Here is a 26,289-nt window from a genome sequence, read left to right as displayed (position 1 = left end):
GAAATACCATTGATGCACGCTTTCGATCAAACCAGCGGGGCCCACCGGTTGAGCATCAACTTCGATCTGAATGACCTGCACGCTTTCCGCGCTGTCGTCGAGCAAGGCAGCTTTCGCCGCGCCGCCGACACCATCCGCATCACCCAGTCGGCGTTGAGCCGGCGTATCGAAAAACTCGAGTCGGCCCTGGGCGTGAAGCTGCTCGAACGCACCACGCGCAAGGTGTCGCTGACCAATGTCGGGCGAGCGTTCCTGCCCCAGGTCGAGCGGCTGCTGGACGACCTGGACCTGGCCCTGCTCAGCGTCGGTGATGGTGGCTCGCTGCGCACCGGCACCCTGACCATCGCCTGCGTGCCTTCCGCCGCCTACTACTTCATGCCCCATGCGATCCGCGCCTTCCATGCGCAGTACCCGAAAGTCCGGATCAACCTGTACGACGCCTCCGCCAATGAAGTCAGTGCCGCCGTGGCATCCGGCGAAGCGGACTTCGGCCTGAGTTTCACCGGCAACCTCGCCCCGGAGATCGAGTTCAGCGTGCTGATCGAAGAGCGCTACGTCATCGCCTGCCGCCAGGACCACCCGCTGGCCAAGCTGGACGAGGTGACCTGGGCACAAGCGTACGAATACGACTACATCACCCTGGGCAAATCGTCAGGCAACCGTCTGGTACTGGACCGGGCGCTGGCCGGGATGCAGGTCAGCAAAGAGAGTGTTTGCGAAGCCAGGCATGTGACCACCCTGCTTGGCCTGATCGAAGCGGGGCTGGGTATTGCGGCAGTGCCATCGATCGCCCTGCCGATGACGCCGCACCCGATCCTCGCCAGCATTGCGCTGGTGGAACCTGAGGTCAGCCGCAAGATGGGCCTGCTCAAGCGCCGCGGCCGCACACTGACGCCTGCGGCACTTGAGATGGTCAAGCTGATTCATGAACTGCCCGGGGTGCTACCGGGCGACTGAATCCAGCCCGGTAGCACGCACGGCAGGCTGCACGCCGGGTGAAGCGAGATACTTCAGCAACTGCTTCGCCTCGGCCGGGTGCTCGGCGGTGTTCGGGATACCGGCGGCAAAGCGGGTCACCGACTGCAGGCCCTCCGGAATCTTGCCAACGTAAGTGACACCCGGCACAGGCAGCAGCTCGGCAACCTGCTGGAAGCCAAGCTGATAGGTGCCCTTGGCTACCTGCGAGGCCACCGGAATGCGCTCCACCATGGTGCTCTTGCCGACGAGCTGGTCCTGAATACCCAGCTTCTTGTACAGCTCCTTCTCGATGTACACGCCGCTGGCGCTGTCCGAATAGGCCACCGACCGTGCCGCCAGCAAGGTCTGTTTCAATTCGTCGGCGGTGCCGATGGCAGGCTTGGCCTGCCCCTCCCTGACCACCAGGCCGATGCGCGAGTCAGCCAGTTCCACCCGCGATGCCGGGTCGACCTTGCCCTGACGGATCAGCTCGTCCAGCGCATAGCCGACCATGATCACCACATCGGCGTGCTCGCCGCGTGCGAGGCGATTGGGGATCGCCTCGGGGGCCTTGCCCATGGATGGCCCCAGCACGGTGACCAGGGTATCGCCGCTCTGCGCCGCATACTGCGGCCCCAGCTGCTTGTAGGCGGCGGTGAAGCCGCCCGAGGTCATCACGGTCAGTTCCGCAGCCTGGGCAAGGCTGCTGCCAGCGAGCAACGTAGCGGCCAGCAACGCTTTCAACGAAGCCCTCATGCGGCCACCGCTGCGCGGTGGGCCAGGCGACGATAGAGCATCCAGGTGGCGACGAACGCACAGAGCGCGGCGAACATCATCCAGTAGGCCGGAGCGGCCTTGTCATTGGTGACGTGGATCATCCAGGTCGAGATGGCCGGGGTGAAACCGCCGAACAATGCCGTCGCCAGGCTGTAGGCCAGCGAGAAACCTGCCACGCGGACTTCCACCGGCATGATTTCGGTCAGCGCCGGGATCATCGCGCCGTTGTACATGCCGTACAGGAACGAGAACCACAGCAGCACTTCGAGCATGTGGCCAAAGGTCGGCGACTGCGCCAGGTAGGTCAGCGCCGGGTAAGCGGTGATCACGGTCATCAGCGACATCGCCAGCAGCAGTGGTTTGCGACCGAGGCGGTCGCTGAGGGTGCCGCCGATGGGCAGCCAGATGAAGTTCGACACCGCCGTCAGCAAGGTCACCAGCAGTGCATCGCTGGTACTCAGTTGCAGCACGGTCTTGCCGAAGGTCGGCGCATACACCGTGATCATGTAGAAGGCGGTGGTGGTCATGGCCACCATCAGCATGCCGAACAGCACCACGCCTGAGTTGGCGGCCAGCGTCGCCAGCACCTGCTTCATGGTGGGGCGATGCTCGCGGGCGGCGAACTCTTCGGTTTCCTGCAGGTTGCGCCGCAGCAGGAAGATCACCGGGATGATCATGCAGCCCACACCGAATGGCACGCGCCAGCCCCACTGAGCGATCTCGGCGGCAGACAGCCACTCGTTGAGGGCAAAGCCCAGCGCTGCGGCAACAACGATCGCCACCTGCTGGCTGGCGGACTGCCAGCTGGCGTAGAAGCCCTTGTGCCCCGGTGTGGCCATTTCTGCCAGGTACACCGACACACCGCCCAGCTCGGCGCCAGCCGAGAACCCTTGCAGCAAGCGCCCGATCAGCACCAGGGCCGGGGCCAACAACCCGATGCTGGCATAGCCGGGCACCAGCACGATCAGCAAGGTTCCGCTGGCCATGATCGCCAGGGTGACGATCAGCCCTTTGCGCCGGCCCACGTCATCAATGTAGGCACCCAGGATCACCGCACCCAGCGGGCGCATGAGGAAGCCAGCACCGAACACGGCGAAGGTCATCATCAGCGAGGCGAATTCATTGGAGGCGGGAAAGAAGGCCGCCGCGATGTGCGTGGCGTAGAAGCCGAACAGAAAGAAGTCGAACTGTTCGAGGAAGTTTCCGGACGTTACCCGGAAGACCATACCGGCCTTGGACTTGCCCTCGGGTACTGGGCGTGACGGCAGACTCATGGTGGATCTCCAGCGTTTTTTAAAAATTGTAAGTGCTTATTTCTGGAATGATCGTCGAAAGCGGCGCTGGAGATAATCGTTCATTTTTCATTAATTGATGCGCAGATGAGATCAATGAAGCGCGTGCTGCGGTTTCCTGAGCAGAGGAAGCTTACTATTCGGTGCTTTGATGGATGTCTAAATTGTCCCGTTTGGTGGAACAATTATTCACTTTCAAGCCTAATTGTCTTGGATGATCTTGAGCTTCAGAATGGCCCCATACCGCAGACAACGCCACCGGGCACAGCGCGGTGAGCCAATCGAACTCAAGTATCAGGAGCTACAAAATGAACACTTTCAAAGGTACAACTGCAGTCGTCGGTCGTGTGTTGCTGGCTGTTCTCTTCCTGCTCAGCGGCTTCAGCAAGCTGACTTCGCCAGAAGGCACCATTGCCTATATCGAATCGAGCGGCCTGCCCTTCCCGGTACTGAGCTACCTGGCAGCACTGGGTGTTGAACTCGGCCTCGCGGCATTGCTGATCATCGGTTTTCAAACCCGCATCGTCGCCGTGGTCATGGCGCTCTTCACCGTGATGGCCGCCTTCGCCTTCCACAACAACCTGGCGGACCAGGGGCAGTTCATCAACTTCTTCAAGAACATCTCGATTGCGGGTGGCCTGTTGCAGATCGCAGCGTTCGGCGGGGGTGCTCTGAGCGTGGATGCGCTACTGGCCAACATCAAAGCGCGGACCGTGCTGAAAGCAGCTTGAAGGCATACTGATCGCACAAATGAAAAAGCCCCGGCATCGCGCCGGGGCTTTCGTTTTTCCAGACGGAAAACGCTTTATTCCACAGTCACCGACTTCGCCAGGTTACGCGGCTGGTCGACGTCAGTGCCCTTGAGCACTGCCACGTAATACGACAGCAGCTGCAGCGGAATGGTGTAGAGGATCGGTGCCAGCTCGTCGACGATGTGCGGCACCTTGATCACGTGGGTGCCTTCGCCGTTGCTCATACCGGCATTCTCGTCGGCGAACACCACCAGTTCACCACCGCGGGCGCGCACTTCCTGCAGGTTGGACTTGAGCTTCTCCAGCAGTTCGTTGTTCGGCGCCACGGTCACCACTGGCATGTCGTTATCCACCAGCGCCAGCGGGCCGTGCTTGAGCTCACCGGCCGGGTAGGCTTCGGCGTGGATGTAGGAGATTTCCTTGAGCTTCAGCGCACCTTCCATGGCCACCGGGTACTGTGCACCACGGCCGAGGAACAGGGTGTGGTGTTTGTCGGCGAACAGCTCGGCGGTTTTCTCCACCGTGCTGTCCATGGCCAACGCTTCGCCCAGACGCGCAGGCAGGCGACGCAGCTCTTCCACCAACCCGGCTTCGACGCCCGCTGCGAGGGTGCCACGCACCTGGCCCAGGGCCAGGGTCAGCAGCATCAGCGAGACCAGCTGGGTGGTGAAAGCCTTGGTCGAGGCCACGCCGATTTCCGGGCCGGCCAAGGTCAGCAGGGTCAGGTCGGACTCACGCACCAGCGAGCTGATACCGACGTTGCAGATGGCCAGGCTACCAAGGAAGCCCAGTTCCTTGGCATTGCGCAGGGCGGCCAAGGTGTCGGCGGTTTCGCCGGACTGGGAGATCGACACGAAAAGGGTGTCTGGCTGCACCACCACCTTGCGATAACGGAACTCGCTGGCCACTTCAACCTGGCAAGGAATGCCGGCCAGGCTTTCCAGCCAGTAACGGGCGACCATGCCGGCGTGGTAGCTGGTACCACAGGCGACGATCTGAACGTTGCGCACCTTGCCGAACAGCTCGGCCGCCTGTGGGCCAAACGCCTGGACCATCACATGGTCCTTGCCCAGGCGGCCTTCGAGGGTGCGCTGGACCACGGTCGGCTGCTCGTGGATCTCCTTGAGCATGAAGTGGCGATAGGCGCCCTTGTCGGCCGCTTCGGCGCCTTCGTGGTATTGCACGGTTTCGCGCTGCACCGGCTGGCCGGCCTGGTCCCAGATCTTCACCTGGTCGCGGCGGATCTCGGCGATATCGCCCTCCTCCAGGTACATGAAGCGATCGGTGACCTGGCGCAGCGCCAGTTGGTCCGAGGCGAGGAAGTTTTCGCCATGGCCCAGGCCGATCACCAGCGGGCTGCCGCTGCGCGCGGCGACCAGGCGATCAGGCTGTTTCACGCTGATCAGCGCCAGGCCATAGGCACCGTGCAGGCGTTTGACTGCGGACTTCAGCGCATCGGCGAGGTCCGGGTGGGCCTTCAGCGTGTGATGGATCAGGTGCACGATGACTTCGGTGTCGGTCTGCGAGGTGAAGACGTAACCCAGGCCTTTCAGTTCTTCACGCAGTTCTTCGTGGTTTTCAATGATGCCGTTGTGCACCACCGCCACTTCGTTGCCGGAGAAATGCGGGTGGGCGTTGCCTTCGGTCGGCGCACCGTGGGTGGCCCAACGGGTGTGGGCGATACCCAGCTGGCCGTTCAGCGGCTCGGCGGCCACCGCAGCCTCCAGCTCGGCGACCTTGCCGATGCGGCGGCGGCGCTGCAGTTCGCCCTGCTGGGTGTAGACGGCCAGGCCGGCACTGTCGTACCCGCGATACTCAAGACGCTTGAGGCCTTCGATGAGAATGGCCGTGATGTTGCGCTCGGCTACGGCACCAACGATTCCACACATGGTTATTGCTCCTGGCTGATCGCGGCGCAGATCAGGTTGATGCCGCGGGCTTGAATCTGTTCGCGTGCCACTGCGGGCAGGCGTTCGTCTGTAATAAGGGTGTGCACGCTGCCCCAGGGCAGCTCGAGATTGGGGATCTTGCGCCCGACCTTGTCGGACTCGACCATCACGATCACTTCGCGGGCCACTTCGGCCATGACTCGGCTCAGGCCAAGCAGTTCATTGAAGGTGGTGGTGCCACGCTGCAGGTCGATGCCGTCGGCACCGATGAACAGCTGGTCGAAATCGTATGAGCGAAGCACCTGCTCGGCGACCTGGCCCTGGAACGACTCGGAGTGCGGGTCCCAGGTGCCGCCAGTCATCAGCAGCACCGGTTCGTGCTCGACCTCGCTGATGGCGCGGGCCACATTCAACGAGTTGGTCATCACCACCAGACCGGGCTGGCGGCCCAGTTCCGGGATCATGGCGGCAGTCGTGCTGCCACTGTCGATGATGATCCGCGCATGCTCGCGAATACGCCCGACCGCTGCACGGGCGATAGCCTGCTTGTAGGCAGAGACCGGTTGCGCGGGTTCGCTGAGCATCTCCTGCGGCACCGGTACCGCACCGCCGTAACGGCGCAGCAGCAGGCCGTTGGCCTCTAGCGCGGCAAGGTCCTTGCGAATGGTCACTTCCGAGGTTTCGAAACGCTTGGCCAGGGCATCCACACTCACCTCGCCCTGCTCGCTGAGCATGGCCAGGATGTTGTGCCGGCGCTGGGGGGTATTTCGTTTCGACATGGGCTTTTAAGTTTCGATTCGAAAGATAATGGTTGCAATCAAAACCTAAGATGGTCGATTCGTCAAGATGTGGATAAATATTCCTGACAACGCACATCCCTGTGGGAGCGGGCGTGCCCGCGAACACGGGCGCAGCCCGTGCCATACTCCGTGTTGCCTTCTTCGCGGGCACGCCCGCTCCCACAGGGGTTGGTACAGGCAAAAAAAAGCCGACTTATTCACACAAGTCGGCTTTCGATCCAGGCAGCTGTGTATAACTCAGCTTTTCTTGATCTTCTCCGGCCGCTTCCAGCCCGAGATGTTTTCCTGGCGCGCACGCGCCACCGCCAAGTCGCCCGGTTCGACGGCCTTAGTGATGGTCGAACCAGCCGCCGTCGTCGCACCCGCCTTGATTTCCACAGGTGCCACCAGCGAGTTGTTGGAGCCGATGAATACGTCATCACCCATCACGGTCTTGAACTTGTTGGCACCATCGTAATTGCAGGTGATGGTACCGGCGCCGATGTTGGTGCGGGCACCGATCTCGGCATCGCCCAGGTAGGCCAGGTGACCGGCCTTGGCGCCTTCGCCCAAGTGGGCGTTCTTCAGTTCGACGAAGTTACCCACATGGGCCTTGGCTTCAAGCACGCTGCCCGGGCGCAGGCGGGCGAACGGGCCCGCATCGCTGCCCTCGCCCATCACCGCACCGTCAAGGTGCGTGTTGGCCTTGATGATCGCGCCCTTGCGCAGGGTGCTGTCCTTGATCACGCAGTTGGGGCCGATCTGCACATCGTCCTCGATGACCACCTTGCCCTCGAGGATCACGTTGATATCGATCAGCACGTCGCGACCAACGGTCACTTCGCCACGCACATCAAAGCGTGCCGGGTCACGCAGGGTAACGCCCTGGGCCATCAGGCGGCGGCCTTCGCGCAGCTGGTAATGCCGCTCGAGCTCGGACAGCTGACGACGGTCGTTGGCCCCCTGCACTTCCATTGCATCGTGCGGCTGCTCGGTGGCCACCACCAGCCCATCGGCCACCGCCATGGCGATGACGTCAGTGAGGTAGTACTCGCCCTGGGCATTGTTGTTCGACAGGCGGCCCATCCAGTCGGCCAGACGCGCGGCTGGCAAGGCCAGGATGCCGGTGTTGCCTTCGGTGATCGCCTTCTGGGCTTCGCTGGCGTCCTTGTGCTCGACGATAGCGGTCACCTGGCCTTCGCCATCACGCACGATGCGGCCATAACCGGTCGGGTCCTGCAGGGTGACCGTGAGCAGCCCCAGCTGCTTGTCGTTGACCTTGGCCAGCAGGCGCTGCAAGGTCTCCACTTCAATCAACGGCACATCGCCATAAAGCACCAGCACCGTGTCGGCAGTGATCGCCGGCAACGCCTGCGCAACGGCATGGCCCGTACCCAGCTGCTTGTCCTGCATGACGAAGTTCAGGTCGTCGGCTGCCAGGCGCTCACGTACCTGTTCGGCACCATGGCCGATGACCACGTGGATGCCTTGAGGCTGAAGCTGGCGAGCACTGTGGATAACGTGGCCGAGCATGGAATTGCCGGCTACCGGGTGCAGCACCTTGGGCAGCGCCGAACGCATGCGGGTGCCTTGGCCGGCGGCGAGAATAACGATATCAAGGGACATTGACTGGCTACCAATCCTGGGCGGTCAGGGGCGTGACCAAAGAAGAATTCGGAAAAAGAAAAAGGGTAGCCGAGGCTACCCTTTAACTCAATCACAACGGAAGTATGCGGCCTGAACCGGATTACTTGCCTTTGCGCAATTGCTGGACGGTACGCAGCTGAGCTGCAGCCTCGGCCAGACGTGCGGCAGCAGCACCGTAGTCGAAGTCCGAGCTTTTCGCATTCAGGGCGTTCTCAGCAGCCTTGAGGGCTTCCTGAGCCTGAGCTTCGTCCAGGTCGGCAGCGCGCTGCACGGTGTCGGCAAGAACCTTGACCATGTTCGGCTGCACTTCGAGGAAGCCACCGGAGATGTAATACACCTCACGATCGCCACCTTGCTTGGTCAGCGTGATCGGACCAGGCTTGAGATTGGTGATCAGCGGCGCGTGGCCTGGAGCGATACCAAGATCGCCCAGGTTGCCGTGCGCTACTACCATCTCGACCAGGCCGGAGAAGATTTCTCCTTCCGCGCTGACGATATCGCAATGGACTGTCATAGCCATCTGCTTGCCTCAACCTGATTAGCGCCCCTTGCGGGGCGCCGGGATTACAGTTTCTTGGCTTTCTCGATCGCTTCGTCGATGCTGCCGACCATGTAGAACGCTTGTTCTGGCAGGTGGTCGTAGTCACCTTTGAGGATGCCGCTGAAGCCAGCGATGGTGTCTTTCAGGGAAACGTACTTGCCTGGCGAACCGGTGAAGACTTCGGCCACGAAGAACGGCTGCGACAGGAAGCGCTGGATCTTACGAGCGCGGGCTACCAGTTGCTTGTCGGCTTCGGACAGCTCGTCCATACCCAGGATCGCGATGATGTCCTTCAGCTCTTTGTAGCGCTGCAGAACATACTGAACGCCACGAGCGGTCTCGTAGTGCTCGTTGCCGATCACGTTCGGGTCCAGCTGGCGCGAAGTCGAGTCCAGTGGGTCGACCGCTGGGTAGATACCCAGGGAGGCGATGTCACGGGACAGAACGACGGTGGCGTCCAGGTGGGCGAAGGTGGTGGCTGGCGACGGGTCGGTCAGGTCGTCCGCAGGTACGTATACGGCCTGGACGGAGGTGATCGAACCTTCCTTGGTGGAGGTGATGCGCTCTTGCAGAACGCCCATCTCTTCAGCCAGGGTCGGCTGGTAACCTACTGCCGAAGGCATACGGCCCAGCAGTGCGGATACTTCGGTACCGGCCAGGGTGTAACGATAGATGTTGTCGACGAACAGCAGAACGTCGTTACCTTCGTCACGGAACTTCTCAGCCATGGTCAGGCCGGTCAGCGCTACGCGCAGACGGTTTCCTGGTGGCTCGTTCATCTGACCGTAGACCAGTGCTACCTTGTCGAGAACGTTGGAGTCCTTCATCTCGTGGTAGAAGTCGTTACCCTCACGAGTACGCTCACCCACACCAGCGAACACGGAGTAACCGCTGTGTTCCATGGCGATGTTACGGATCAGTTCCATCATGTTTACGGTCTTGCCGACACCGGCACCACCGAACAGACCAACCTTACCACCCTTGGCGAACGGGCAAACCAGGTCGATAACCTTGATGCCGGTTTCCAGCAGGTCGTTGCCGCCTGCCTGGTCAGCGAACGAAGGCGCTGGCTGGTGGATACCGCGACGCTCGTCTTCGCCGATCGGGCCGGCTTCGTCGATCGGGTTGCCCAGTACGTCCATGATACGGCCCAGGGTGGCCTTACCAACTGGAACGGAAATGGCAGCGCCGGTGTCGACGACATCCAGACCGCGCTTCAGGCCTTCGGTCGAGCCCATCGCAATGGTACGAACCACGCCGTCGCCCAGCTGCTGCTGAACTTCGAGGGTGGTTTCCGCGCCTTGTACTTTCAGCGCGTTGTAAACACTCGGTACGACGTCACGTGGGAATTCCACGTCGATGACGGCGCCGATGATTTGAACGATACGTCCGCTACTCATAGCTGGATCCTCTGAATTTTTGAACCGTTAAACCGCGGCAGCGCCGCCGACGATTTCCGAGATCTCCTGGGTGATCGCAGCCTGACGCGCCTTGTTGTAGATCAACTGAAGCTCTTTGATCAAATCACCGGCGTTGTCTGTGGCGTTCTTCATGGCGATCATCCGGGCCGCTTGTTCAGCAGCGTTGTTCTCGACCACCGCCTGGTAGACCTGCGACTCCACGTAACGCACCATCAAGCCGTCCAGCAGCTCTTTTGCGTCGGGTTCGTACAGGTAGTCCCAGTGATGCTTGAGATCCTGATCCGGGGTTGCCACCAACGGTACCAATTGCTCGACCGTCGGTTTTTGGGTCATGGTGTTGATGAACTTGTTCGAAACCACCGAGAGGCGATCGATACGGCCGTCCAGGTAGGCGTCCAGCATCACTTTGACGGAGCCGATCAGATCGTTGATCGATGGCTCTTCGCCCAGGTGGCTGATCGCGGCTACGACGTTGCCGCCAAAGATGCGGAAGAAAGTCGCACCCTTGCTGCCGATCACGCACAGGTCGATTTCAACGCCCTGTTCGCGGTTTTCGTTCATGTCCTTGACCAGGGCCTTGAACAGGTTGGTGTTCAAGCCACCGCACAGACCACGGTCACTGCTCACCACGATATAACCGGCGCGCTTTACAGGGCGCTCGATCATGAACGGGTGGCGGTATTCCGGGTTGGCGTTGGCCAGATGACCGATCACCTGGCGGATACGCTCCGCGTAAGGACGGCTAGCAGCCATGCGCATTTGTGCCTTGCGCATCTTGCTTACCGCCACTTTCTCCATGGCGCTGGTAATTTTTTGCGTGCTTTTGATGCTCGCAATCTTACTGCGAATCTCTTTTGCGCCTGCCATGTATCACCTATCAGGTTAGCAAGCGGGGGCCGGAGCCCCCGCTGCGGCTTACCAGGTCTGGGTGGCCTTGAACTTCTCGATACCGGCTTTCATGCCAGCGTCGATTTCGTCGTTGAAGTCACCCTTCACGTTGATCTTCGCCATCAGTTCGGCGTGATCACGGTTGAAGTAGGCGATCAGTGCTTGCTCGAAGCTACCGACCTTGGAGACTTCCACGTCAGTCAGGAAACCACGCTCAGCGGCGTACAGCGACAGGGCCATGTCCGCGATGGACATTGGCGCGTACTGCTTCTGCTTCATCAGCTCGGTTACGCGCTGACCATGCTCCAGCTGCTTGCGGGTCGCTTCGTCCAGATCGGAAGCGAACTGGGCGAATGCAGCCAGTTCACGGTACTGAGCCAGAGCGGTACGAATACCACCGGACAGCTTCTTGATGATCTTGGTCTGAGCGGCACCACCTACGCGGGATACCGAAACACCGGCGTTCACTGCAGGGCGGATGCCCGAGTTGAACATGGCCGATTCCAGGAAGATCTGACCGTCGGTGATGGAAATCACGTTGGTCGGAACGAACGCGGAAACGTCGCCAGCCTGGGTTTCGATGATCGGCAGGGCGGTCAGGGAACCGGTCTTGCCAGTGACTGCGCCGTTGGTGAACTTCTCGACGTACTCTTCCGAAACGCGCGATGCACGCTCCAGCAGACGGGAGTGGAGATAGAACACGTCACCTGGGTACGCTTCACGTCCTGGTGGACGGCGCAGCAGCAGGGAGATCTGACGGTAGGCAACGGCCTGCTTGGACAGGTCATCGTAAACGATCAGGGCGTCTTCACCGCGGTCACGGAAGAACTCGCCCATGGTGCAGCCGGCGTATGGCGCCAGGAACTGCAGTGCGGCGGATTCCGAAGCACTGGCAACGACCACGATGGTGTTGGCCAGGGCGCCGGCTTCTTCCAGCTTGCGAACGATGTTGGCAACGGTGGAACGCTTCTGGCCGACAGCAACATAAACACAGAAAATACCGGAGTCTTTCTGGTTGATGATGGCGTCGATGGCCATGGCGGTCTTGCCGATCTGGCGGTCACCGATGATCAGCTCACGCTGGCCACGGCCGACTGGGATCATGGCGTCGACGGACTTGTAGCCAGTCTGTACAGGCTGGTCTACCGACTTACGCCAGATCACGCCCGGGGCCACTTTCTCGACCGCGTCGGTCTGGGTGTTGCCCAGAGGACCTTTGCCGTCGATCGGGTTGCCCAGTGCGTCAACGACGCGACCCAGCAGTTCCTTACCAACCGGAACTTCCAGGATGCGGCCGGTGCACTTGGCGCTCATGCCTTCGGCGAGGGTGTCATAGGCACCCAGGATCACTGCACCTACGGAGTCTTGCTCCAGGTTCAGGGCCATGCCGAAGACGCTGCCAGGGAACTCGATCATTTCGCCGTACATGACGTCGGCCAGACCGTGGATCCGCACGATACCGTCGGATACCGAAACAACGGTACCTTCGTTACGGGCTTGGGAGCTCACATCGAGGTTGTCGATGCGGCCCTTGATGATTTCACTAATTTCGGAAGGATTGAGTTGCTGCATTGCTCTGCTGCCCCTTCAAACTCAAGATTTCAATGCTTCGGCCAGTTTCGCGATCTTGCCGCGAACAGAGCCATCGATTACCAGGTCACCAGCGCGGATGACGACGCCGCCAATCAGGCTGGCATCCTCCGACGCGTGCAGGCGCACTTCCTGGCCTAACCGTGCACTGAGAACCTTGGCGAGTTTGTCTTGCTGTTCTTGGTTCAACGCGAAGGCACTGGTGACTTCCACGTCCACGGATTTCTCTTGCTCGGCCTTGTACAGGTCGAACAGGGCGGCAATCTCCGGCAACAGCAGGAGACGGTCGTTTTCCGCGGCAACATGAATGAAATTCTGTGCCTGTGCATTGAACTTGTCACCGCACACGTCAATGAACGTGGCGGCCTTTTCTGCGCTCGTCAGTCGCGGGGCCTTGAGCAGGCGCTGCATGGTGTCGTCCTGCGACACCGCAGCAGCCAGGCCGAGCATGGCTGACCAATTGGCCAGTTGCTGATGGGCCTGGGCATGCTCAAAGGCAGCCTTAGCGTAAGGTCGGGCCAACGTGGTCAGTTCTGCCATGATCGCCCTCGCTTAAATTTCAGCGGCCAGTTTGTTAACCAGCTCCGCATGCGCGTTTTGATCGATTGTGGCGCCAAGGATCTTTTCAGCACCGCCAACGGCCAGAGCACCCACCTGGGCACGCAGAGCGTCTTTAGCGCTGTTCAGTTCCTGTTCGATCTCGGCCAGAGCCTGAGCCTTCACACGGTCAGCTTCGACGCGGGCCTGATCACGGGCTTCCTCGACAAGCTGAGCAGCGCGTTTCTTGCTTTGCTCAATGATTTCGGCTGCCTGTGCTTTAGCTTCACGCAGTTGCTGACCCACTTTCTCTTGGGCCAGCTCCAGGTCGCGAGCTGCGCGGTTGGCAGCGTCCAAGCCGTCGGCAATCTTCTTTTGGCGCTCTTGCAGAGCAGTGATGACCGGAGGCCATACGTACTTCATGCAGAAGAGTACAAAAATCAGGAAGGCAACGGATTGGCCAATCAGGGTTGCATTAATGTTCACGCCAACACCTCGCTCGGTCTTAATTCATCACAGCCATCAACTCGTGGTTACGAGTGATTAGCCGGCGATCTGACCAACGAACGGATTCGCGAAGGTGAAGAACAGAGCGATACCAACACCGATCATGGTTACGGCGTCGAGCAGACCGGCAACGATGAACATTTTGACCTGCAGCATCGGAACCATCTCAGGCTGACGAGCAGCGCCTTCCAGGAACTTGCCGCCCAGCAGGCCGAAACCAATGGCGGTACCCAGAGCACCCAGGCCGATCAGCAGAGCAACAGCGATAGCGGTCAGACCAACTACAGTTTCCATCTTTCCTCCCGACTTTTACGTCGTATTGGTTAGGTTTTTAAGTTGAAGCGGTAAAACAAATCGTTTGGTACAGCTGCCCTTGCGGACTTTTAAAGCCCTCCCCCCAAACGAGCGGGGGAAGGCTACAAGACACGCCAGGCGGTCTTAATGGTTATCTTCATGAGCCATCGACAGGTAGACGATGGTCAGCATCATGAAGATGAAAGCTTGCAGCGTGATGATCAGGATGTGGAACACAGCCCACGCCCACTGCAGCACGATACCCAGGCCGCTCAGCCACAGGATGCCGGCGCCGAACATCACGGCGATCAGGATGAACACCAGCTCGCCGGCGTACATGTTGCCGAACAGACGCAGTGCCAGCGAGATCGGCTTGGCGATCAGGGTGACGAATTCCAGCAGGAAGTTCACCGGGATCAGCAGGATCTGCAGGAAGATGTTCTTGCTGCCGAACGGGTGCAGGGTGAGTTCACCGATGAAGCCGCCCAGGCCCTTGACCTTGATGCTGTAGAAGATGATCAGGGCGAACACGCAGAAGGCCATGGCCAGGGTCGCGTTCGGGTCGGTGGTCGACACGGCGCGGAACGGAATGTGCGGGTCACCGGAAATCAGGATGGCCAGCTGAGGAATCCAGTCGACCGGTACCAGGTCGATGGCGTTCATCAGGAACACCCAGACGAAGATGGTCAGCGCCAGCGGGGCGATCACCGGGCTACGGCCGTGGAAGGAGTCCTTCACGCTGCCGTTGACGAAGTCCACCAGCACTTCCACGAAGTTCTGCAGGCCGCCGGGTTGGCCGGAAGTCGCCTTCTTGGCCGCCATGCGGAAAATGAACAGGAAGATCAGACCCAGCGCGACGGACCAACCCAGGGTGTCCAGGTGGAACGCCCAGAAGCCCATTGCCTTGGCTTCTGCAGCCGAATGGGCAAAGCCCCAGCTGCCGTCTGGTAGTTGACCGTAGGTCAGGTTCTGCAAGTGGTGCTGGATATAGCCCGAAGCGGTTTCTGCTGCCATGGTTGCCTCAAACGCCCTAAGGTCTCGAAAGTCTTTTATTCATCAGCAGGGGCGCGAACCAGCTGACCAAAAGGGTCAACACGAAGACGCCGAATACTGCTAACGGCGCCAGTGGCTTCACTCCTGCGAAGGTCAGTGCAAAAAGCACTGCCGTCAAAATCATCTTGCCTGCCTCGCCAGCGTAAAACGACTTGACGATGGCTTGTGCCGCCCGAGCTCCGCTGAAGCGAAAAGCCTTCCAGGCGAAATACACATTGGGCAGCCAGGCAATCAAACCTCCGCAAAGGCCTGAATATCCACTGACCGCCCCTTTCCACTGCCACAACACCAAGGTTGCCAGCAGCAGTACGACGAATTGAGCCAGCAGTACCGGAAAAACCGCCCAGCGATGGAAAGGCAGGCGGTTTGGCGTGCGGATTTCCATCACAACTGCTCCTCGGAAGTCGACCAACAAGTCAGTTATGACTTGGCATAATTTGTGCCGACAAAATGCGCGCAGAGTATAGGGGTGGATTAACCCCTATTCAACTCTTCGGTAGTGATTTCCGACTGCGCGCTACAACGGGAATTGTTTCAGCGGATGTGAGCAAGCACGCCTTGCAACTCGTCAAGCGAGTTGTAGCGAATAACCAATTGGCCTTTGCCCTTGTTCCCGTGGCGTATCTGCACGGCAGAGCCCAGGCGCTCTGCGAGCCGTTGTTCAAGGCGCGCGATGTCCGGATCAGGTTTGCTCGGTTCGACCGGTTCAGGCTTGCCATTGAGCCACTGACGGACCAGTGCCTCGGTTTGGCGCACGGTGAGCCCACGTGCGACAACATGACGCGCCCCCTCTTCCTGACGATCTTCCTCAAGGCCGAGCAAGGCACGGGCATGGCCCATCTCCAGGTCGCCGTGGGCGAGCATGGTCTTGATCGCTTCGGGCAGCGAGATCAGGCGCAGCAGGTTGGCCACGGTCACCCGCGACTTGCCCACGGCATCGGCCACTTGTTGCTGGGTCAGCTCGAACTCCTGCTGCAGGCGCTGCAGGGCCAGGGCTTCTTCCAGCGGGTTGAGGTCCTCGCGCTGAATGTTCTCGATCAGCGCCATGGCGATGGCGGCTTCGTCCGGCACTTCGCGCACCATCGCCGGGATGGTGTCGAGCCCGGCCTGCTGGGTGGCGCGCCAGCGGCGCTCACCGGCAATGATCTCGTAGCGGCTACCGTCGATCGGACGAACCACGATCGGCTGCATCACCCCATGGTTGCGAATCGAGTGCGCGAGTTCTTCCAGTGCCTCGGGGTCCATGTCGCGGCGCGGCTGGTACTTGCCGCGCTGGATCAGTTCGACGGGCAGGTGTTGCAGTTCTTTCTGGTCGATCTTCACAGCCTGCTCTTCGAGCGCGCTGACGGAAGGACCACTGAGCAGTGCATCCAACCCACGTCCGAGACCCCGTTTCTTAACGGCCATGCGGATTCCTTAAGTTGTTTGTGCAGTGCGTGATTGACGGCGTTGACGGCGTACCAGTTCCCCGGCCAGGGCCAGGTAGGCCAGTGCGCCACGCGATTGCTTGTCGTAGGCCAGCGCCGGCATGCCGAAGCTCGGGGCCTCGGCCAGGCGGATGTTGCGCGGGATGACCGTGTCGTAGAGCTGCTCGCCGAAGTGTTCCTTGAGCTGCGCCGAAACATCGTTGTTCAGGCTCAGGCGCGGGTCGTACATGGTCCGCAGCAGGCCTTCGATCTTCAGCTCCGGGTTCAACCGGGCAGCGATGCGCTTGATGTTATCCACAAGGTCGCTGAGACCTTCGAGTGCGTAGTACTCGCACTGCATCGGGATGATCACGCCATCGGAGGCGACCAGCGCGTTGAGCGTCAGCATCGACAGCGACGGTGGGCAGTCGATGAGGATGAAATCGTAGTTTTCGCGGATCGGCGCCAGCGCGTTGCGCAGGCGGCTCTCCTTGACCTGCATTTCCAGCAGCACCACTTCCGCAGCGGTCAGGTCGCGGTTGGCCGGCAGCAACTGGAAGCCGCCGTGCTCGGAGTAGTGCATGGCCTGGGCAAGGTCGCATTCCCCGATCAGCAGGTCATAGACCGAATGCTCGAGTTCGTGTTTGTCCACACCGCTGCCCATGGTCGCGTTGCCCTGCGGATCGAGGTCGATCAGCAGCACACGACGCTTGGTCGCGGCCAGCGATGCTGCGAGGTTGATACAGGTGGTGGTCTTGCCGACCCCACCTTTCTGGTTCGCGATTGCGAATACCTTAGCCATTGTTGCGTGTGTTCCCAATCAAGCCTTGCGGCGCAGTATCAGCAGATGGCGCTGGCCCTGGCAACCGGGGACGGTCAGGGCCTGCTCGCTTTCCACTGTGAAGTCTGCGGGCAATGCTACCAGTTCATCGGCAGGATGCAGCCCCTTCATTGCAAGCCATTGCGTCCCGGTGTCGCCCAGATGGCGGGTCCAGTTGGTGAAGTTCTCCATGCTGCTGAAGGCGCGGGAGATGATTCCGCTGAACGGTAGCGACGGCTGGAAGGCTTCGACCCGGCTGTGGATAACCGTGAGGTTGTCCAGTTTCAGTTCCATTTTCACCTGGGTCAGGAAGCGGGTCTTCTTGCCATTGGCGTCCAGCACCGTCACCTGCTTGTGCGGATGCAGGATAGCCAAAGGGATGCCGGGCATGCCACCGCCGCTGCCAACATCCAGCCAGTTGTCACGCTCGCTGTGGATAAACGACATGATGCTGAGGCTGTCGAGCAGATGGCGGGAAACCATCTCGTCCGGATCGCGCACGGCAGTGAGGTTGTAGGCTTTGTTCCATTTGATCAACAGGGCCAGGTAGCCCAGCAGCTTTTCGTGCTGCTCGGCGCTCAGCTCGACACCGAGCTGGCGCGCACCTGTGGACAACTCTTCGGCGTGTTGCGGGGTGACCAGGGAACTCAAGCGCTTTGCTCCAATTCGCGGCCAGCGCCGCGTTTTTTCAGATGAATCAGCAACAGGGAAATCGCCGCCGGGGTGACGCCGGGAATACGCGAAGCCTGGCCCAGGGTCTCTGGACGGGTCTGGCCGAGCTTGCCCTGGATTTCCTTCGACAGCCCGGAAATCGTGGTGTAGTCGATATCCACAGGCAGGCGGGTGTCTTCGCTGGCGCGCAGGCGGGCGATCTCGTCCTGCTGGCGATCGATGTAACCGGCGTACTTGGTCTTGATCTCGACCTGCTCGGCGACCTGTGGATCGATCGCTTCACCGCCGGTCGCTTCGATCAGCCCGGCATAGTCGATCTCTGGACGGGCCAGCAGGTTGAGCAGGCTGTACTCGTGGGCCAGTGGGGTGCCGAACTTATCCACAATGGCTTGGCCCTGTTCGGTGTTCGGGCGCACCCAGGTCGATTTCAGGCGCTGTTCTTCACGCTCGATGCCGTCGCGCTTGGCGCAGAACGCCGCCCAGCGCTCGTCATCGATCAGGCCGAGCTCGCGACCTTTCTCGGTCAGCCGCAGGTCAGCGTTGTCCTCGCGCAGGATCAACCGGTATTCGGCACGCGACGTGAACATCCGGTACGGCTCCTGGGTACCGAGGGTAATCAGGTCGTCGACCAGTACGCCGATGTACGCCTCGTCGCGGCGCGGGCACCAGCTTTCGCGGCCCTGGGCACGCAGCGCAGCGTTGGTCCCGGCCAGCAGGCCCTGGGCGCCGGCTTCTTCGTAGCCGGTGGTGCCGTTGATCTGACCAGCGAAGAACAGGCCGCCGATGACTTTGGTCTCGAGGCTGTACTTGAGGTCACGCGGGTCGAAGTAGTCGTACTCGATGGCGTAACCCGGCCGAACGATGTGGGCGTTTTCCATGCCGCGAATCGAGCGCACCAGCTCCAGCTGCACATCGAACGGCAGCGAAGTGGAAATGCCGTTGGGGTACAGCTCGTGGGTGGTCAGGCCTTCCGGCTCGATGAACACCTGGTGGCTTTCCTTGTCGGCGAAGCGGTGGATCTTGTCTTCGATCGACGGGCAATAGCGCGGGCCGACACCCTCGATCACACCGGAGTACATCGGTGAACGGTCGAGGTTCGAGGCAATGATCTCGTGGGTGCGGGCGTTGGTGTGGGTAATCCAGCAGCTCACCTGGCGCGGGTGCATCTGTGCGTTGCCCATGAACGACATCACCGGGATTGGCGTGTCGCCTGGCTGCTCGGTCATGACCGAGAAGTCCACGGAACGCCCATCGATACGTGGCGGGGTACCGGTTTTCAGGCGGCCGACGCGCAGCGGCAGTTCACGCATGCGGTGAGCCAGGGCAATCGATGGCGGATCACCGGCGCGACCACCGGAATGATTCTGCAGGCCGATGTGGATAAGGCCACCGAGGAAAGTACCGGTGGTCAGCACCACGGATTCGGCGAAGAAACGCAGGCCCATCTGGGTCACCACGCCTTTGACCTGATCCTGTTCGACGATCAGGTCGTCGCAGGACTGCTGGAATATCCACAGGTTCGGCTGGTTTTCCAGGATCTCGCGGACCACGGCCTTGTAGATGGCACGGTCGGCCTGCGCACGGGTGGCACGTACGGCCGGCCCTTTGCGGTTGTTCAGGATGCGGAACTGGATGCCGCTCTTGTCGGTGGCCAGTGCCATCGCACCGCCGAGCGCATCGATCTCTTTGACCAGATGGCTTTTACCGATACCGCCAATGGCGGGGTTGCAGCTCATGTGACCGAGGGTTTCCACGTTATGGGTCAACAGCAGGGTTTTCACACCCATGCGTGCTGACGCAAGCGCAGCCTCGGTACCGGCATGGCCGCCGCCGATGACGATCACTTCAAAACGGGAAGGGAAATCCACCACGCACCTCGTGCCTGTTTTTGCGAATAGAGAAGGTAAGCGGACAAGTATAGGGACTTCCCCCCCTCTAAAGGAACCGTCTGAGCAAATTTTGACCAGTCTGTGGATGAGTGGCAGACAACAGAAATCAAAGAAGAGAAATTTAAAAAAGCTTTGTTTTTATGTTTATTCTTATGCACAGCCCTATCTGTGGATAAGGTTCTGCAGCCCTTTTAACTCAAGTACTACAGCGAAATTAAACCCTGTGGCTTACCCACCATGAGGGGTATGGATAACGTCTTTTAGCCTGTGGATTAAATGGCCATTTACCCACAAGGGCCTTTTTCCTCAGAAAAAAAGCCTGCTTATCAACGGAGCTGAAGGGCAGTTTTCCACAGGGCTCCTGAGCACGTTTCCGTGTCTGTGGATGAATTCATGGGGCTGCTCGCTGGACGATGGCGCCCCTGAGCCACGGGGGCGAAACCGACGAATGGTTAAATCGCAGGCAAAAAAAAGCCGCTCCCGAAAGAGCGGCCGAAGGTTTTACCGGGCTGTGGATTACTTGCCGATGCAGAAACTGGAGAAGATCCGCCCCAACAGGTCATCGGAACTGAATGCCCCCGTGATTTCGCCCAGCGCCTGCTGTGCCTGACGCAGGTCCTCCGCCAGCAATTCACCTGCACCCGCCAGGGTCAGCTGTGCGCGGCCATGCTCCAGGTGCGAACTGGCCTGGCGCAAGGCATCCAGGTGGCGCCGCCGGGCGCTGAAACCGCTCTCGGCGGTCTGTTCATAACCCATGCAGGCCTTGAGGTGGTCACGCAGCAATTGCAGCCCCTGGTCATCCCCCTTGGCACTCAGGGTGATGGTCACATGGCCGTCGTCGCATTGCTCCAACCCAACCCGCTCACCACTGAGATCGGCCTTGTTGCGTATCAGCGTGACCTTGGCCGGGTCTGGCCGCTGGTCGAGAAATTCGGGCCACAGGGCGAACGGGTCGCTGGCCTCAGGTGCGGTGGAGTCGACTACCAGCAACACCCGATCGGCCTCGCCGATGGCCTTCAGCGCACGTTCCACGCCAATTTTTTCCACATGGTCATCGGTATCCCGCAGGCCAGCGGTGTCGACCACGTGCAGCGGCATGCCGTCGATGTGGATATGTTCCCGGAGAATGTCCCGAGTGGTGCCGGCGATGTCGGTGACGATCGCCGCCTCGCGCCCCGCCAACTGGTTCAGCAAGCTCGACTTGCCGGCATTCGGCCGACCGGCGATGACCACCGTCATACCGTCACGCAGCAACGCGCCCTGCCCGGCCTCACGCTGCACGGTGGATAACTCGGCACGGACTGCATCGAGCATCGACAACACATGGCCATCGGCGAGGAAGTCGATTTCCTCTTCAGGGAAGTCGATTGCCGCCTCGACGTAGATGCGCAAGGCAATCAGCGCTTCTGTCAGGCTGTGCACGCGTTTGGAGAATTCCCCCTGCAGCGAGCGCAAGGCGTTGCGTGCGGCCTGGCTGGAGCTCGCCTCGATCAGGTCGGCGATGGCTTCGGCCTGGGCCAGGTCGAGCTTGTCGTTGAGGAACGCGCGCTCGCTGAACTCGCCCGGGCGCGCCAGTCGGCAGCCAACCTGTACACAGCGCTGCAGCAGCATATCCAGGACCACCGGGCCGCCGTGGCCCTGCAGTTCGAGTACATCCTCGCCGGTAAATGAATTGGGACCAGGGAAGAACAGCGCGATGCCTTCATCCAGCACCAGGCCCTCCTCGTCGCGGAAAGGCCCGTAGTGGGCATGCCGTGGCGTCAGCGTTCGGCCGGTGATCAGCTGCCCAGCCTTGCTCGCCAGTGGCCCGGACAGCCTGACGATACCGACGCCTCCGCGGCCTTGGGCGGTGGCGATGGCGGCGATGGTTTCACGCACAGTGTTCATGCTCGAAAGCCTCTACGACAAAAACGACAGATAGCAAAAACGCCCCCGAGGGGGCGTTTTTATTCACAGGCTAGCGCAGTAGCCCGTCAAGCAGCAGCTTTTTTGGTGGCTGCTTCGATACGGCGGGTGATGTACCACTGCTGAGTGATCGACAGGCAGTTGTTCACAACCCAGTACAGCACCAGACCAGCCGGGAACCACAGGAAGAAGAAGGTGAAGATGATCGGCATCATTTTCATCACCTTGGCCTGCATCGGATCCGGCGGCGTCGGGTTCAGGCGCTGCTGGATGAACATGGTGGCGCCCATGATGATCGGCAGGATGAAAAACGGATCCTTGATCGACAGGTCGGTGATCCACAGCATCCATGGGGCCTGGCGCATCTCGACGCTTTCCAGCAGTACCCAGTACAGGGACAGGAACACCGGCATCTGCACCAGGATCGGCAAGCAGCCGCCCAGCGGGTTGATCTTCTCTTTCTTGTACAGCTCCATCATCGCCTGGGACATCTTCTGGCGATCGTCACCGAAGCGTTCCTTCAGTGCAGCGAGCTTCGGCGCCACGGCGCGCATGCGAGCCATCGAGCGGTAGCTGGCAGCCGACAGCGGGAAGAACAGGCCCTTGATGAGCATGGTCAGCACGATGATCGACCAGCCCCAGTTGCCCAGCAGGCTGTGGATATGTTGCAGCAGCCAGAAGATCGGCTGGGCAATGAACCACAGGAAGCCATAGTCGACGGTCAGTTCCAGGCCTGGGGACAACTCTTTGAGCTTGGACTGGATCTTCGGACCGGCATACAGCATGGCGCTGGTTTCGACCTTGCCGCCCGCTGGAACGCTGAGGGCCGGGCCGGTGTAGCCGATGATGTAGTTGCCCTGGCTGTCCTTGCGGGTCTGGACAACGTTATTGTCCGACTTGGCCGGAATCCAGGCGGTCACGAAGTAGTGCTGCAGCCAGGCAACCCAGCCGCCGGACACATTTTCTTTCAAACTACCTTTGTCGATGTCCTTCATCGAGACCTTTTTATAAGGCTCGGAAGCTGTCCACATGGCAGCGCCCAGATAGGTCGCGGTACCGGTGGCGGTGCTCGACGATGGATCGGAGCTGGCGTCACGCTTGAGCTGGGCGAACATGTTGCCGCTCCAGGCCTGGCCGCTCTGGTTGTCGATCAGGTAGCTGACGGTCAGGTCGTATTCGCCGCGCTTGAAGCTGAAGCGCTTGATGTAGTTGACGCCGTTGTCGCTGAACTTCAGGTCGACCACCAGTTGTTCCTGGCCGTCGGCCAGCTGGTAGCTCTTCTGCTCGGCAGCGTACAGCGGGCGACCGGACGAACGGGCATCGGGGCCATTGGCGCCGGTCAGGCCGCTTTGTGCCAGGTAGACACGCTCGCCGCCGTTGTCGAACAGCTGGAACGGAATGTCCGGGTGGTCCTGGCGACGCGGGTATTGCGGCAGGTTCAGTTGGACGATGTCACCACCGACCGGATCGATAGCCAGGTCCAGGACATCGGTCTTGACCCGGATCAGGTCCTTGCTGACTGCAACTGGCGCCAGTTCGGCAGGGCTGGATTCGGCATTGGCGCTCGGCACATCGGCGCTGGCGTTACCGGCCGGCACGCCATCCGGCAAGGCCGGTGCAGGGGTGCTGGCAGCAGTATTCTGAGTCGGCAGGGCAGCCTGGCCGTAGTCCTCGTTCCACTTGAGGACCATGACGTAGGACACGATTGCCAGGGCGACGATCAGGATCGTGCGTTTAATATCCATGATTACTCGGCTATCGAAGAAGTGCGGGAGGAAGGAGCGGGGGGAACGGGATCGAAACCACCGTCGTTCCACGGATGACAACGCCCCAGGCGACGAACGGCTAGCCACCCGCCACGCATGAGGCCATGGTTTTCAATGGCTTCAAGGGCGTAACAGGAGCAACTGGGGTAAAAACGACAGTGATTGGCCATCAGGGGACTGATGGCGTAACGGTAAAACTGGATCGGAACGAGGGCCAGTTTACGCATTTTGACTGTCTACCCCTGCGGAATCGGCGTTTGCCGCTGGAGTTGGCCGGCTGCGCGCCAGACGTTTCCAGAGCTTGCCAAAGTGTTGGTGCAATTCCGGGTTTTCTATCTCACCCAATCCCTTGCGCGCGACGATCACTATGTCCAGGCCACCCAGCAATTGCTGGTTGAGCCGGAAGGAATCGCGCATCAAGCGCTTGAGGCGATTGCGTTGAACGGCGAGCTTGACGCTCTTCTTGCCGATCACCAGGCCTAGGCGCGGGTGATCCAGGCCGTTCTCGCGAGCAAGGATCAGCAGGTTTTTCCCTGGAACCTTGCCGGTTGGGGAGTCGAAGACCGCTTTGAAGTGCCGGGGTGTAAGCAGTCGCTTTTCCCGACTGAAGTCCTGACTCACCACCTGTGCCGAAAAATCAAATGGCCAGACGCTTACGGCCTTTGGCACGACGACGCGACAGAACAGCGCGGCCGTTCTTGGTAGCCATACGGGCACGGAAGCCGTGGGTGCGAGCGCGCTTGATGGTGCTTGGTTGGAAAGTACGTTTCATGGCGTTGTTACCTGGGTTTGTCGACTACGGGCCGGAATGGCCCCCTTTTTAAGAGATCGGCGATTCTAGAGAAAGCAAGCCCATAGGTCAATTTCCAACCAGTCTTTCCTTATGGAAGGCGCTTTGGGTGGCTGGGAACCTGGAAGGCTTGATCGGGCAGGCAAACGGAGGACAAGATTAGAAAAAAGAAGAGACATATAAAAAGCTTTTCTGAAGAACTTATAGATCTTAAGTGGATAACCTTCTGTGGATAACTGCCTTAGGCCCAGAATTCATGCACTGTACAGAGATTTGAAACCTTGTCGGTAACAGGTGCTGCGCCTGTGCTGGACGTGCGAACAGCCTGTGGACAGAACAAGCCCTTATCCACAGCTGAGTTATCAACAGGGCTGACCTCAGGGTTGTGCATAGCCCTCATGGTAGGTTATCCACAGGGCTTATTCACAGTGGTTGGAAGACGTTTTTGCCGCTAAATGGCTGTTTTGTCATGGCTCTGAATGTTTCCACATGTGGATAACTGATCGCTCGACCGGTACAATGGCGGTTTGTTTTGGCCTCATCCGGCTTTCAACTCAGGGGATATCCGTGTCAGTGGAACTTTGGCAGCAGTGCGTGGAGCTTCTGCGCGATGAACTGCCTGCCCAGCAATTCAACACCTGGATCCGTCCGCTACAGGTCGAAGCCGAAGGCGACGAGTTGCGCGTCTATGCGCCTAACCGTTTCGTGCTCGATTGGGTGAATGAAAAGTACCTTGGCCGTCTGCTCGAACTGTTGGGTGAAAACGGCAGCGGCATGGCGCCAGCCCTTTCCTTGTTAATAGGCAGCCGTCGCAGCTCCGCTCCCCGTGCTGCACCTAATGCACCTGTCAGCGCTGCAGTTGCCGCGTCGCTTGCCCAAAGCCATACGCAACAGGCCACTGCGCCTGCCGTGGCCGCCGTTGCCGAACCGGTTCAGGCGCCTGTAGCTGAGCCTGTGCAGCTGAACGAGATCGCTGAACCGGCTTCGCGTGACAGCTTCGACGGCATGGGTGACAGCACTTCGGCTCCTGCCACAGGCAGCCGCACCGAGCAGCGCACAGTCCAGGTGGAAGGCGCGCTCAAGCACACCAGCTACCTGAACCGCACATTCACTTTCGAAACCTTTGTCGAAGGTAAGTCGAACCAGTTGGCCCGGGCTGCGGCCTGGCAGGTGGCTGACAACCCCAAGCATGGTTACAACCCGCTGTTCCTTTATGGCGGCGTGGGCTTGGGTAAGACCCACCTGATGCATGCTGTGGGTAACCACCTGCTGAAGAAGAACCCGAATGCCAAGGTCGTGTACCTGCATTCCGAGCGCTTCGTCGCGGATATGGTCAAGGCGTTGCAGCTCAACGCGATCAATGAATTCAAACGTTTCTATCGGTCGGTCGATGCGCTGCTGATTGACGACATCCAGTTCTTTGCCCGTAAAGAGCGTTCCCAGGAAGAGTTCTTCCATACCTTCAACGCCCTGCTCGAGGGTGGTCAGCAGGTGATTCTCACCAGCGACCGCTACCCGAAGGAGATCGAAGGCCTGGAAGAGCGCCTGAAGTCGCGCTTCGGCTGGGGCCTGACGGTAGCCGTCGAGCCGCCGGAACTGGAAACGCGGGTGGCAATCCTGATGAAGAAGGCCGACCAGGCCAAGGTGGAGCTGCCGCATGATGCAGCGTTCTTCATCGCCCAGCGCATCCGCTCCAACGTCCGTGAACTTGAAGGCGCCCTGAAGCGGGTGATCGCTCACTCGCACTTCATGGGCCGTGACATCACCATCGAGCTGATTCGCGAGTCGCTGAAGGACCTGCTGGCGCTGCAAGACAAGCTGGTGAGTGTGGATAACATCCAGCGCACGGTGGCCGAGTACTACAAGATCAAGATCGCCGATCTGTTGTCCAAACGCCGTTCGCGCTCCGTTGCACGCCCGCGTCAGGTAGCCATGGCATTGTCGAAGGAACTGACCAACCACAGTCTGCCGGAGATCGGCGACATGTTTGGCGGCCGCGACCACACCACCGTGCTGCACGCCTGCCGCAAGATCAACGAATTGAAGGAATCCGACGCGGACATCCGCGAGGACTACAAGAACCTGCTGCGCACGCTGACGACGTGATGTTCGCCAGC

General features: G+C 60.2%; 26 protein-coding genes. 3 read left to right on the top strand and 23 right to left on the bottom strand.

Annotated features, from left to right (window positions below):
* The first annotated feature begins 48 nt into the window (after positions 1-48).
* Positions 49-957 carry a LysR family transcriptional regulator gene (locus tag CAF78_RS17250; RefSeq protein WP_085676657.1) on the top strand — a complete coding sequence of 303 codons (909 nt, stop codon included), beginning with the start codon at positions 49-51 and terminating at the stop codon, positions 955-957.
* Here CAF78_RS17250 and CAF78_RS17245 read toward each other — a convergent pair.
* Both CAF78_RS17245 and CAF78_RS17240 read right to left on the bottom strand, forming a co-directional pair.
* Positions 943-1,713, bottom strand: coding sequence for a substrate-binding domain-containing protein (locus CAF78_RS17245; protein ID WP_085676542.1), 771 nt, complete (start codon positions 1,711-1,713; stop codon positions 943-945). The two genes, CAF78_RS17250 and CAF78_RS17245, sit on opposite strands and share 15 nt — an antisense overlap.
* Positions 1,710-3,008, bottom strand: coding sequence for an MFS transporter (locus CAF78_RS17240; RefSeq protein WP_085676543.1), 1,299 nt, complete (start codon positions 3,006-3,008; stop codon positions 1,710-1,712). The genes CAF78_RS17245 and CAF78_RS17240 overlap by 4 nt, the downstream gene beginning before the upstream one ends.
* A gap of 326 nt (positions 3,009-3,334) precedes the next feature.
* Between CAF78_RS17240 and CAF78_RS17235 the strand changes: the two genes are divergently transcribed.
* Positions 3,335-3,757 carry a DoxX family protein gene (locus tag CAF78_RS17235; protein ID WP_085676544.1) on the top strand — a complete coding sequence of 141 codons (423 nt, stop codon included), beginning with the start codon at positions 3,335-3,337 and terminating at the stop codon, positions 3,755-3,757.
* Between the two features lie 74 nt (positions 3,758-3,831).
* Here CAF78_RS17235 and glmS read toward each other — a convergent pair whose 3' ends face one another.
* The 21 genes from glmS to rpmH form a co-directional block, all read right to left on the bottom strand.
* Positions 3,832-5,667, bottom strand: a complete 1,836-nt coding sequence (gene glmS, locus CAF78_RS17230; protein WP_085676545.1) for a glutamine--fructose-6-phosphate transaminase (isomerizing) — start codon at positions 5,665-5,667, stop codon at positions 3,832-3,834.
* 2 nt (positions 5,668-5,669) lie between these two features.
* Positions 5,670-6,446 carry a DeoR/GlpR family DNA-binding transcription regulator gene (locus CAF78_RS17225; protein WP_085676546.1) on the bottom strand — a complete coding sequence of 259 codons (777 nt, stop codon included), beginning with the start codon at positions 6,444-6,446 and terminating at the stop codon, positions 5,670-5,672.
* A 258-nt stretch (positions 6,447-6,704) separates the two neighbouring features.
* Complete coding sequence (gene glmU, locus CAF78_RS17220; RefSeq protein ID WP_085676547.1) at positions 6,705-8,072, bottom strand: bifunctional UDP-N-acetylglucosamine diphosphorylase/glucosamine-1-phosphate N-acetyltransferase GlmU; 1,368 nt, start codon at positions 8,070-8,072, stop codon at positions 6,705-6,707.
* A 121-nt stretch (positions 8,073-8,193) separates the two neighbouring features.
* Positions 8,194-8,613 (bottom strand): F0F1 ATP synthase subunit epsilon, encoded by a 420-nt coding sequence (locus tag CAF78_RS17215; protein ID WP_085676548.1) that lies wholly within the window; start codon positions 8,611-8,613, stop codon positions 8,194-8,196.
* A gap of 44 nt (positions 8,614-8,657) precedes the next feature.
* On the bottom strand, positions 8,658-10,034 hold the full coding sequence (gene atpD, locus CAF78_RS17210; protein ID WP_085676549.1) for a F0F1 ATP synthase subunit beta: 1,377 nt from the start codon (positions 10,032-10,034) through the stop codon (positions 8,658-8,660).
* Between the two features lie 27 nt (positions 10,035-10,061).
* On the bottom strand, positions 10,062-10,922 hold the full coding sequence (gene atpG / locus CAF78_RS17205) for a F0F1 ATP synthase subunit gamma (protein ID WP_013974905.1): 861 nt from the start codon (positions 10,920-10,922) through the stop codon (positions 10,062-10,064).
* 48 nt (positions 10,923-10,970) lie between these two features.
* Positions 10,971-12,515, bottom strand: a complete 1,545-nt coding sequence (gene atpA / locus CAF78_RS17200) for a F0F1 ATP synthase subunit alpha (RefSeq protein ID WP_085676550.1) — start codon at positions 12,513-12,515, stop codon at positions 10,971-10,973.
* 21 nt (positions 12,516-12,536) lie between these two features.
* Complete coding sequence (locus CAF78_RS17195) at positions 12,537-13,073, bottom strand: F0F1 ATP synthase subunit delta (protein ID WP_003253191.1); 537 nt, start codon at positions 13,071-13,073, stop codon at positions 12,537-12,539.
* A 12-nt stretch (positions 13,074-13,085) separates the two neighbouring features.
* Positions 13,086-13,556 (bottom strand): F0F1 ATP synthase subunit B, encoded by a 471-nt coding sequence (locus CAF78_RS17190; RefSeq protein ID WP_027917106.1) that lies wholly within the window; start codon positions 13,554-13,556, stop codon positions 13,086-13,088.
* Between the two features lie 57 nt (positions 13,557-13,613).
* Positions 13,614-13,871 (bottom strand): F0F1 ATP synthase subunit C, encoded by a 258-nt coding sequence (atpE, locus tag CAF78_RS17185; RefSeq protein WP_003097235.1) that lies wholly within the window; start codon positions 13,869-13,871, stop codon positions 13,614-13,616.
* 144 nt (positions 13,872-14,015) lie between these two features.
* A complete protein-coding gene (atpB, locus tag CAF78_RS17180; RefSeq protein ID WP_085676551.1) occupies positions 14,016-14,885 on the bottom strand; it encodes a F0F1 ATP synthase subunit A in 870 nt (289 codons plus the stop codon).
* 16 nt (positions 14,886-14,901) lie between these two features.
* A complete protein-coding gene (locus tag CAF78_RS17175) occupies positions 14,902-15,309 on the bottom strand; it encodes a F0F1 ATP synthase subunit I (protein ID WP_008092225.1) in 408 nt (135 codons plus the stop codon).
* Between the two features lie 149 nt (positions 15,310-15,458).
* Complete coding sequence (locus CAF78_RS17170; protein ID WP_085676552.1) at positions 15,459-16,331, bottom strand: ParB/RepB/Spo0J family partition protein; 873 nt, start codon at positions 16,329-16,331, stop codon at positions 15,459-15,461.
* Positions 16,332-16,340: 9 nt separating this feature from the next.
* On the bottom strand, positions 16,341-17,132 hold the full coding sequence (locus CAF78_RS17165; RefSeq protein WP_012316952.1) for a ParA family protein: 792 nt from the start codon (positions 17,130-17,132) through the stop codon (positions 16,341-16,343).
* Between the two features lie 18 nt (positions 17,133-17,150).
* Entirely contained in the window at positions 17,151-17,801 is a 651-nt protein-coding gene (gene rsmG, locus CAF78_RS17160; RefSeq protein ID WP_085676553.1) for a 16S rRNA (guanine(527)-N(7))-methyltransferase RsmG, read from the bottom strand.
* Complete coding sequence (gene mnmG, locus CAF78_RS17155) at positions 17,798-19,690, bottom strand: tRNA uridine-5-carboxymethylaminomethyl(34) synthesis enzyme MnmG (protein ID WP_085676554.1); 1,893 nt, start codon at positions 19,688-19,690, stop codon at positions 17,798-17,800. The genes rsmG and mnmG overlap by 4 nt, the downstream gene beginning before the upstream one ends.
* A 537-nt stretch (positions 19,691-20,227) precedes the next feature.
* Positions 20,228-21,598, bottom strand: a complete 1,371-nt coding sequence (gene mnmE, locus CAF78_RS17150) for a tRNA uridine-5-carboxymethylaminomethyl(34) synthesis GTPase MnmE (protein ID WP_085676555.1) — start codon at positions 21,596-21,598, stop codon at positions 20,228-20,230.
* A gap of 86 nt (positions 21,599-21,684) precedes the next feature.
* Complete coding sequence (gene yidC, locus CAF78_RS17145) at positions 21,685-23,361, bottom strand: membrane protein insertase YidC (RefSeq protein ID WP_085676556.1); 1,677 nt, start codon at positions 23,359-23,361, stop codon at positions 21,685-21,687.
* A gap of 2 nt (positions 23,362-23,363) precedes the next feature.
* Positions 23,364-23,609 (bottom strand): membrane protein insertion efficiency factor YidD, encoded by a 246-nt coding sequence (gene yidD, locus CAF78_RS17140; RefSeq protein WP_085676557.1) that lies wholly within the window; start codon positions 23,607-23,609, stop codon positions 23,364-23,366.
* Complete coding sequence (gene rnpA / locus CAF78_RS17135) at positions 23,602-24,006, bottom strand: ribonuclease P protein component (protein ID WP_082433472.1); 405 nt, start codon at positions 24,004-24,006, stop codon at positions 23,602-23,604. Before rnpA ends, yidD begins: the two co-directional genes overlap by 8 nt.
* A gap of 13 nt (positions 24,007-24,019) precedes the next feature.
* On the bottom strand, positions 24,020-24,154 hold the full coding sequence (gene rpmH, locus CAF78_RS17130) for a 50S ribosomal protein L34 (RefSeq protein WP_003253163.1): 135 nt from the start codon (positions 24,152-24,154) through the stop codon (positions 24,020-24,022).
* Positions 24,155-24,739: 585 nt separating this feature from the next.
* Between rpmH and dnaA the strand changes: the two genes are divergently transcribed.
* Entirely contained in the window at positions 24,740-26,278 is a 1,539-nt protein-coding gene (dnaA, locus tag CAF78_RS17125; RefSeq protein WP_085676558.1) for a chromosomal replication initiator protein DnaA, read from the top strand.
* Positions 26,279-26,289 lie beyond the last annotated feature (11 nt).

The sequence above is a fragment of the Pseudomonas sp. R28(2017) genome, from assembly GCF_002112505.1.
In the GTDB taxonomy this organism is placed as follows: domain Bacteria; phylum Pseudomonadota; class Gammaproteobacteria; order Pseudomonadales; family Pseudomonadaceae; genus Aquipseudomonas.
This window is presented reverse-complemented; position numbering and strand designations above follow the sequence as displayed.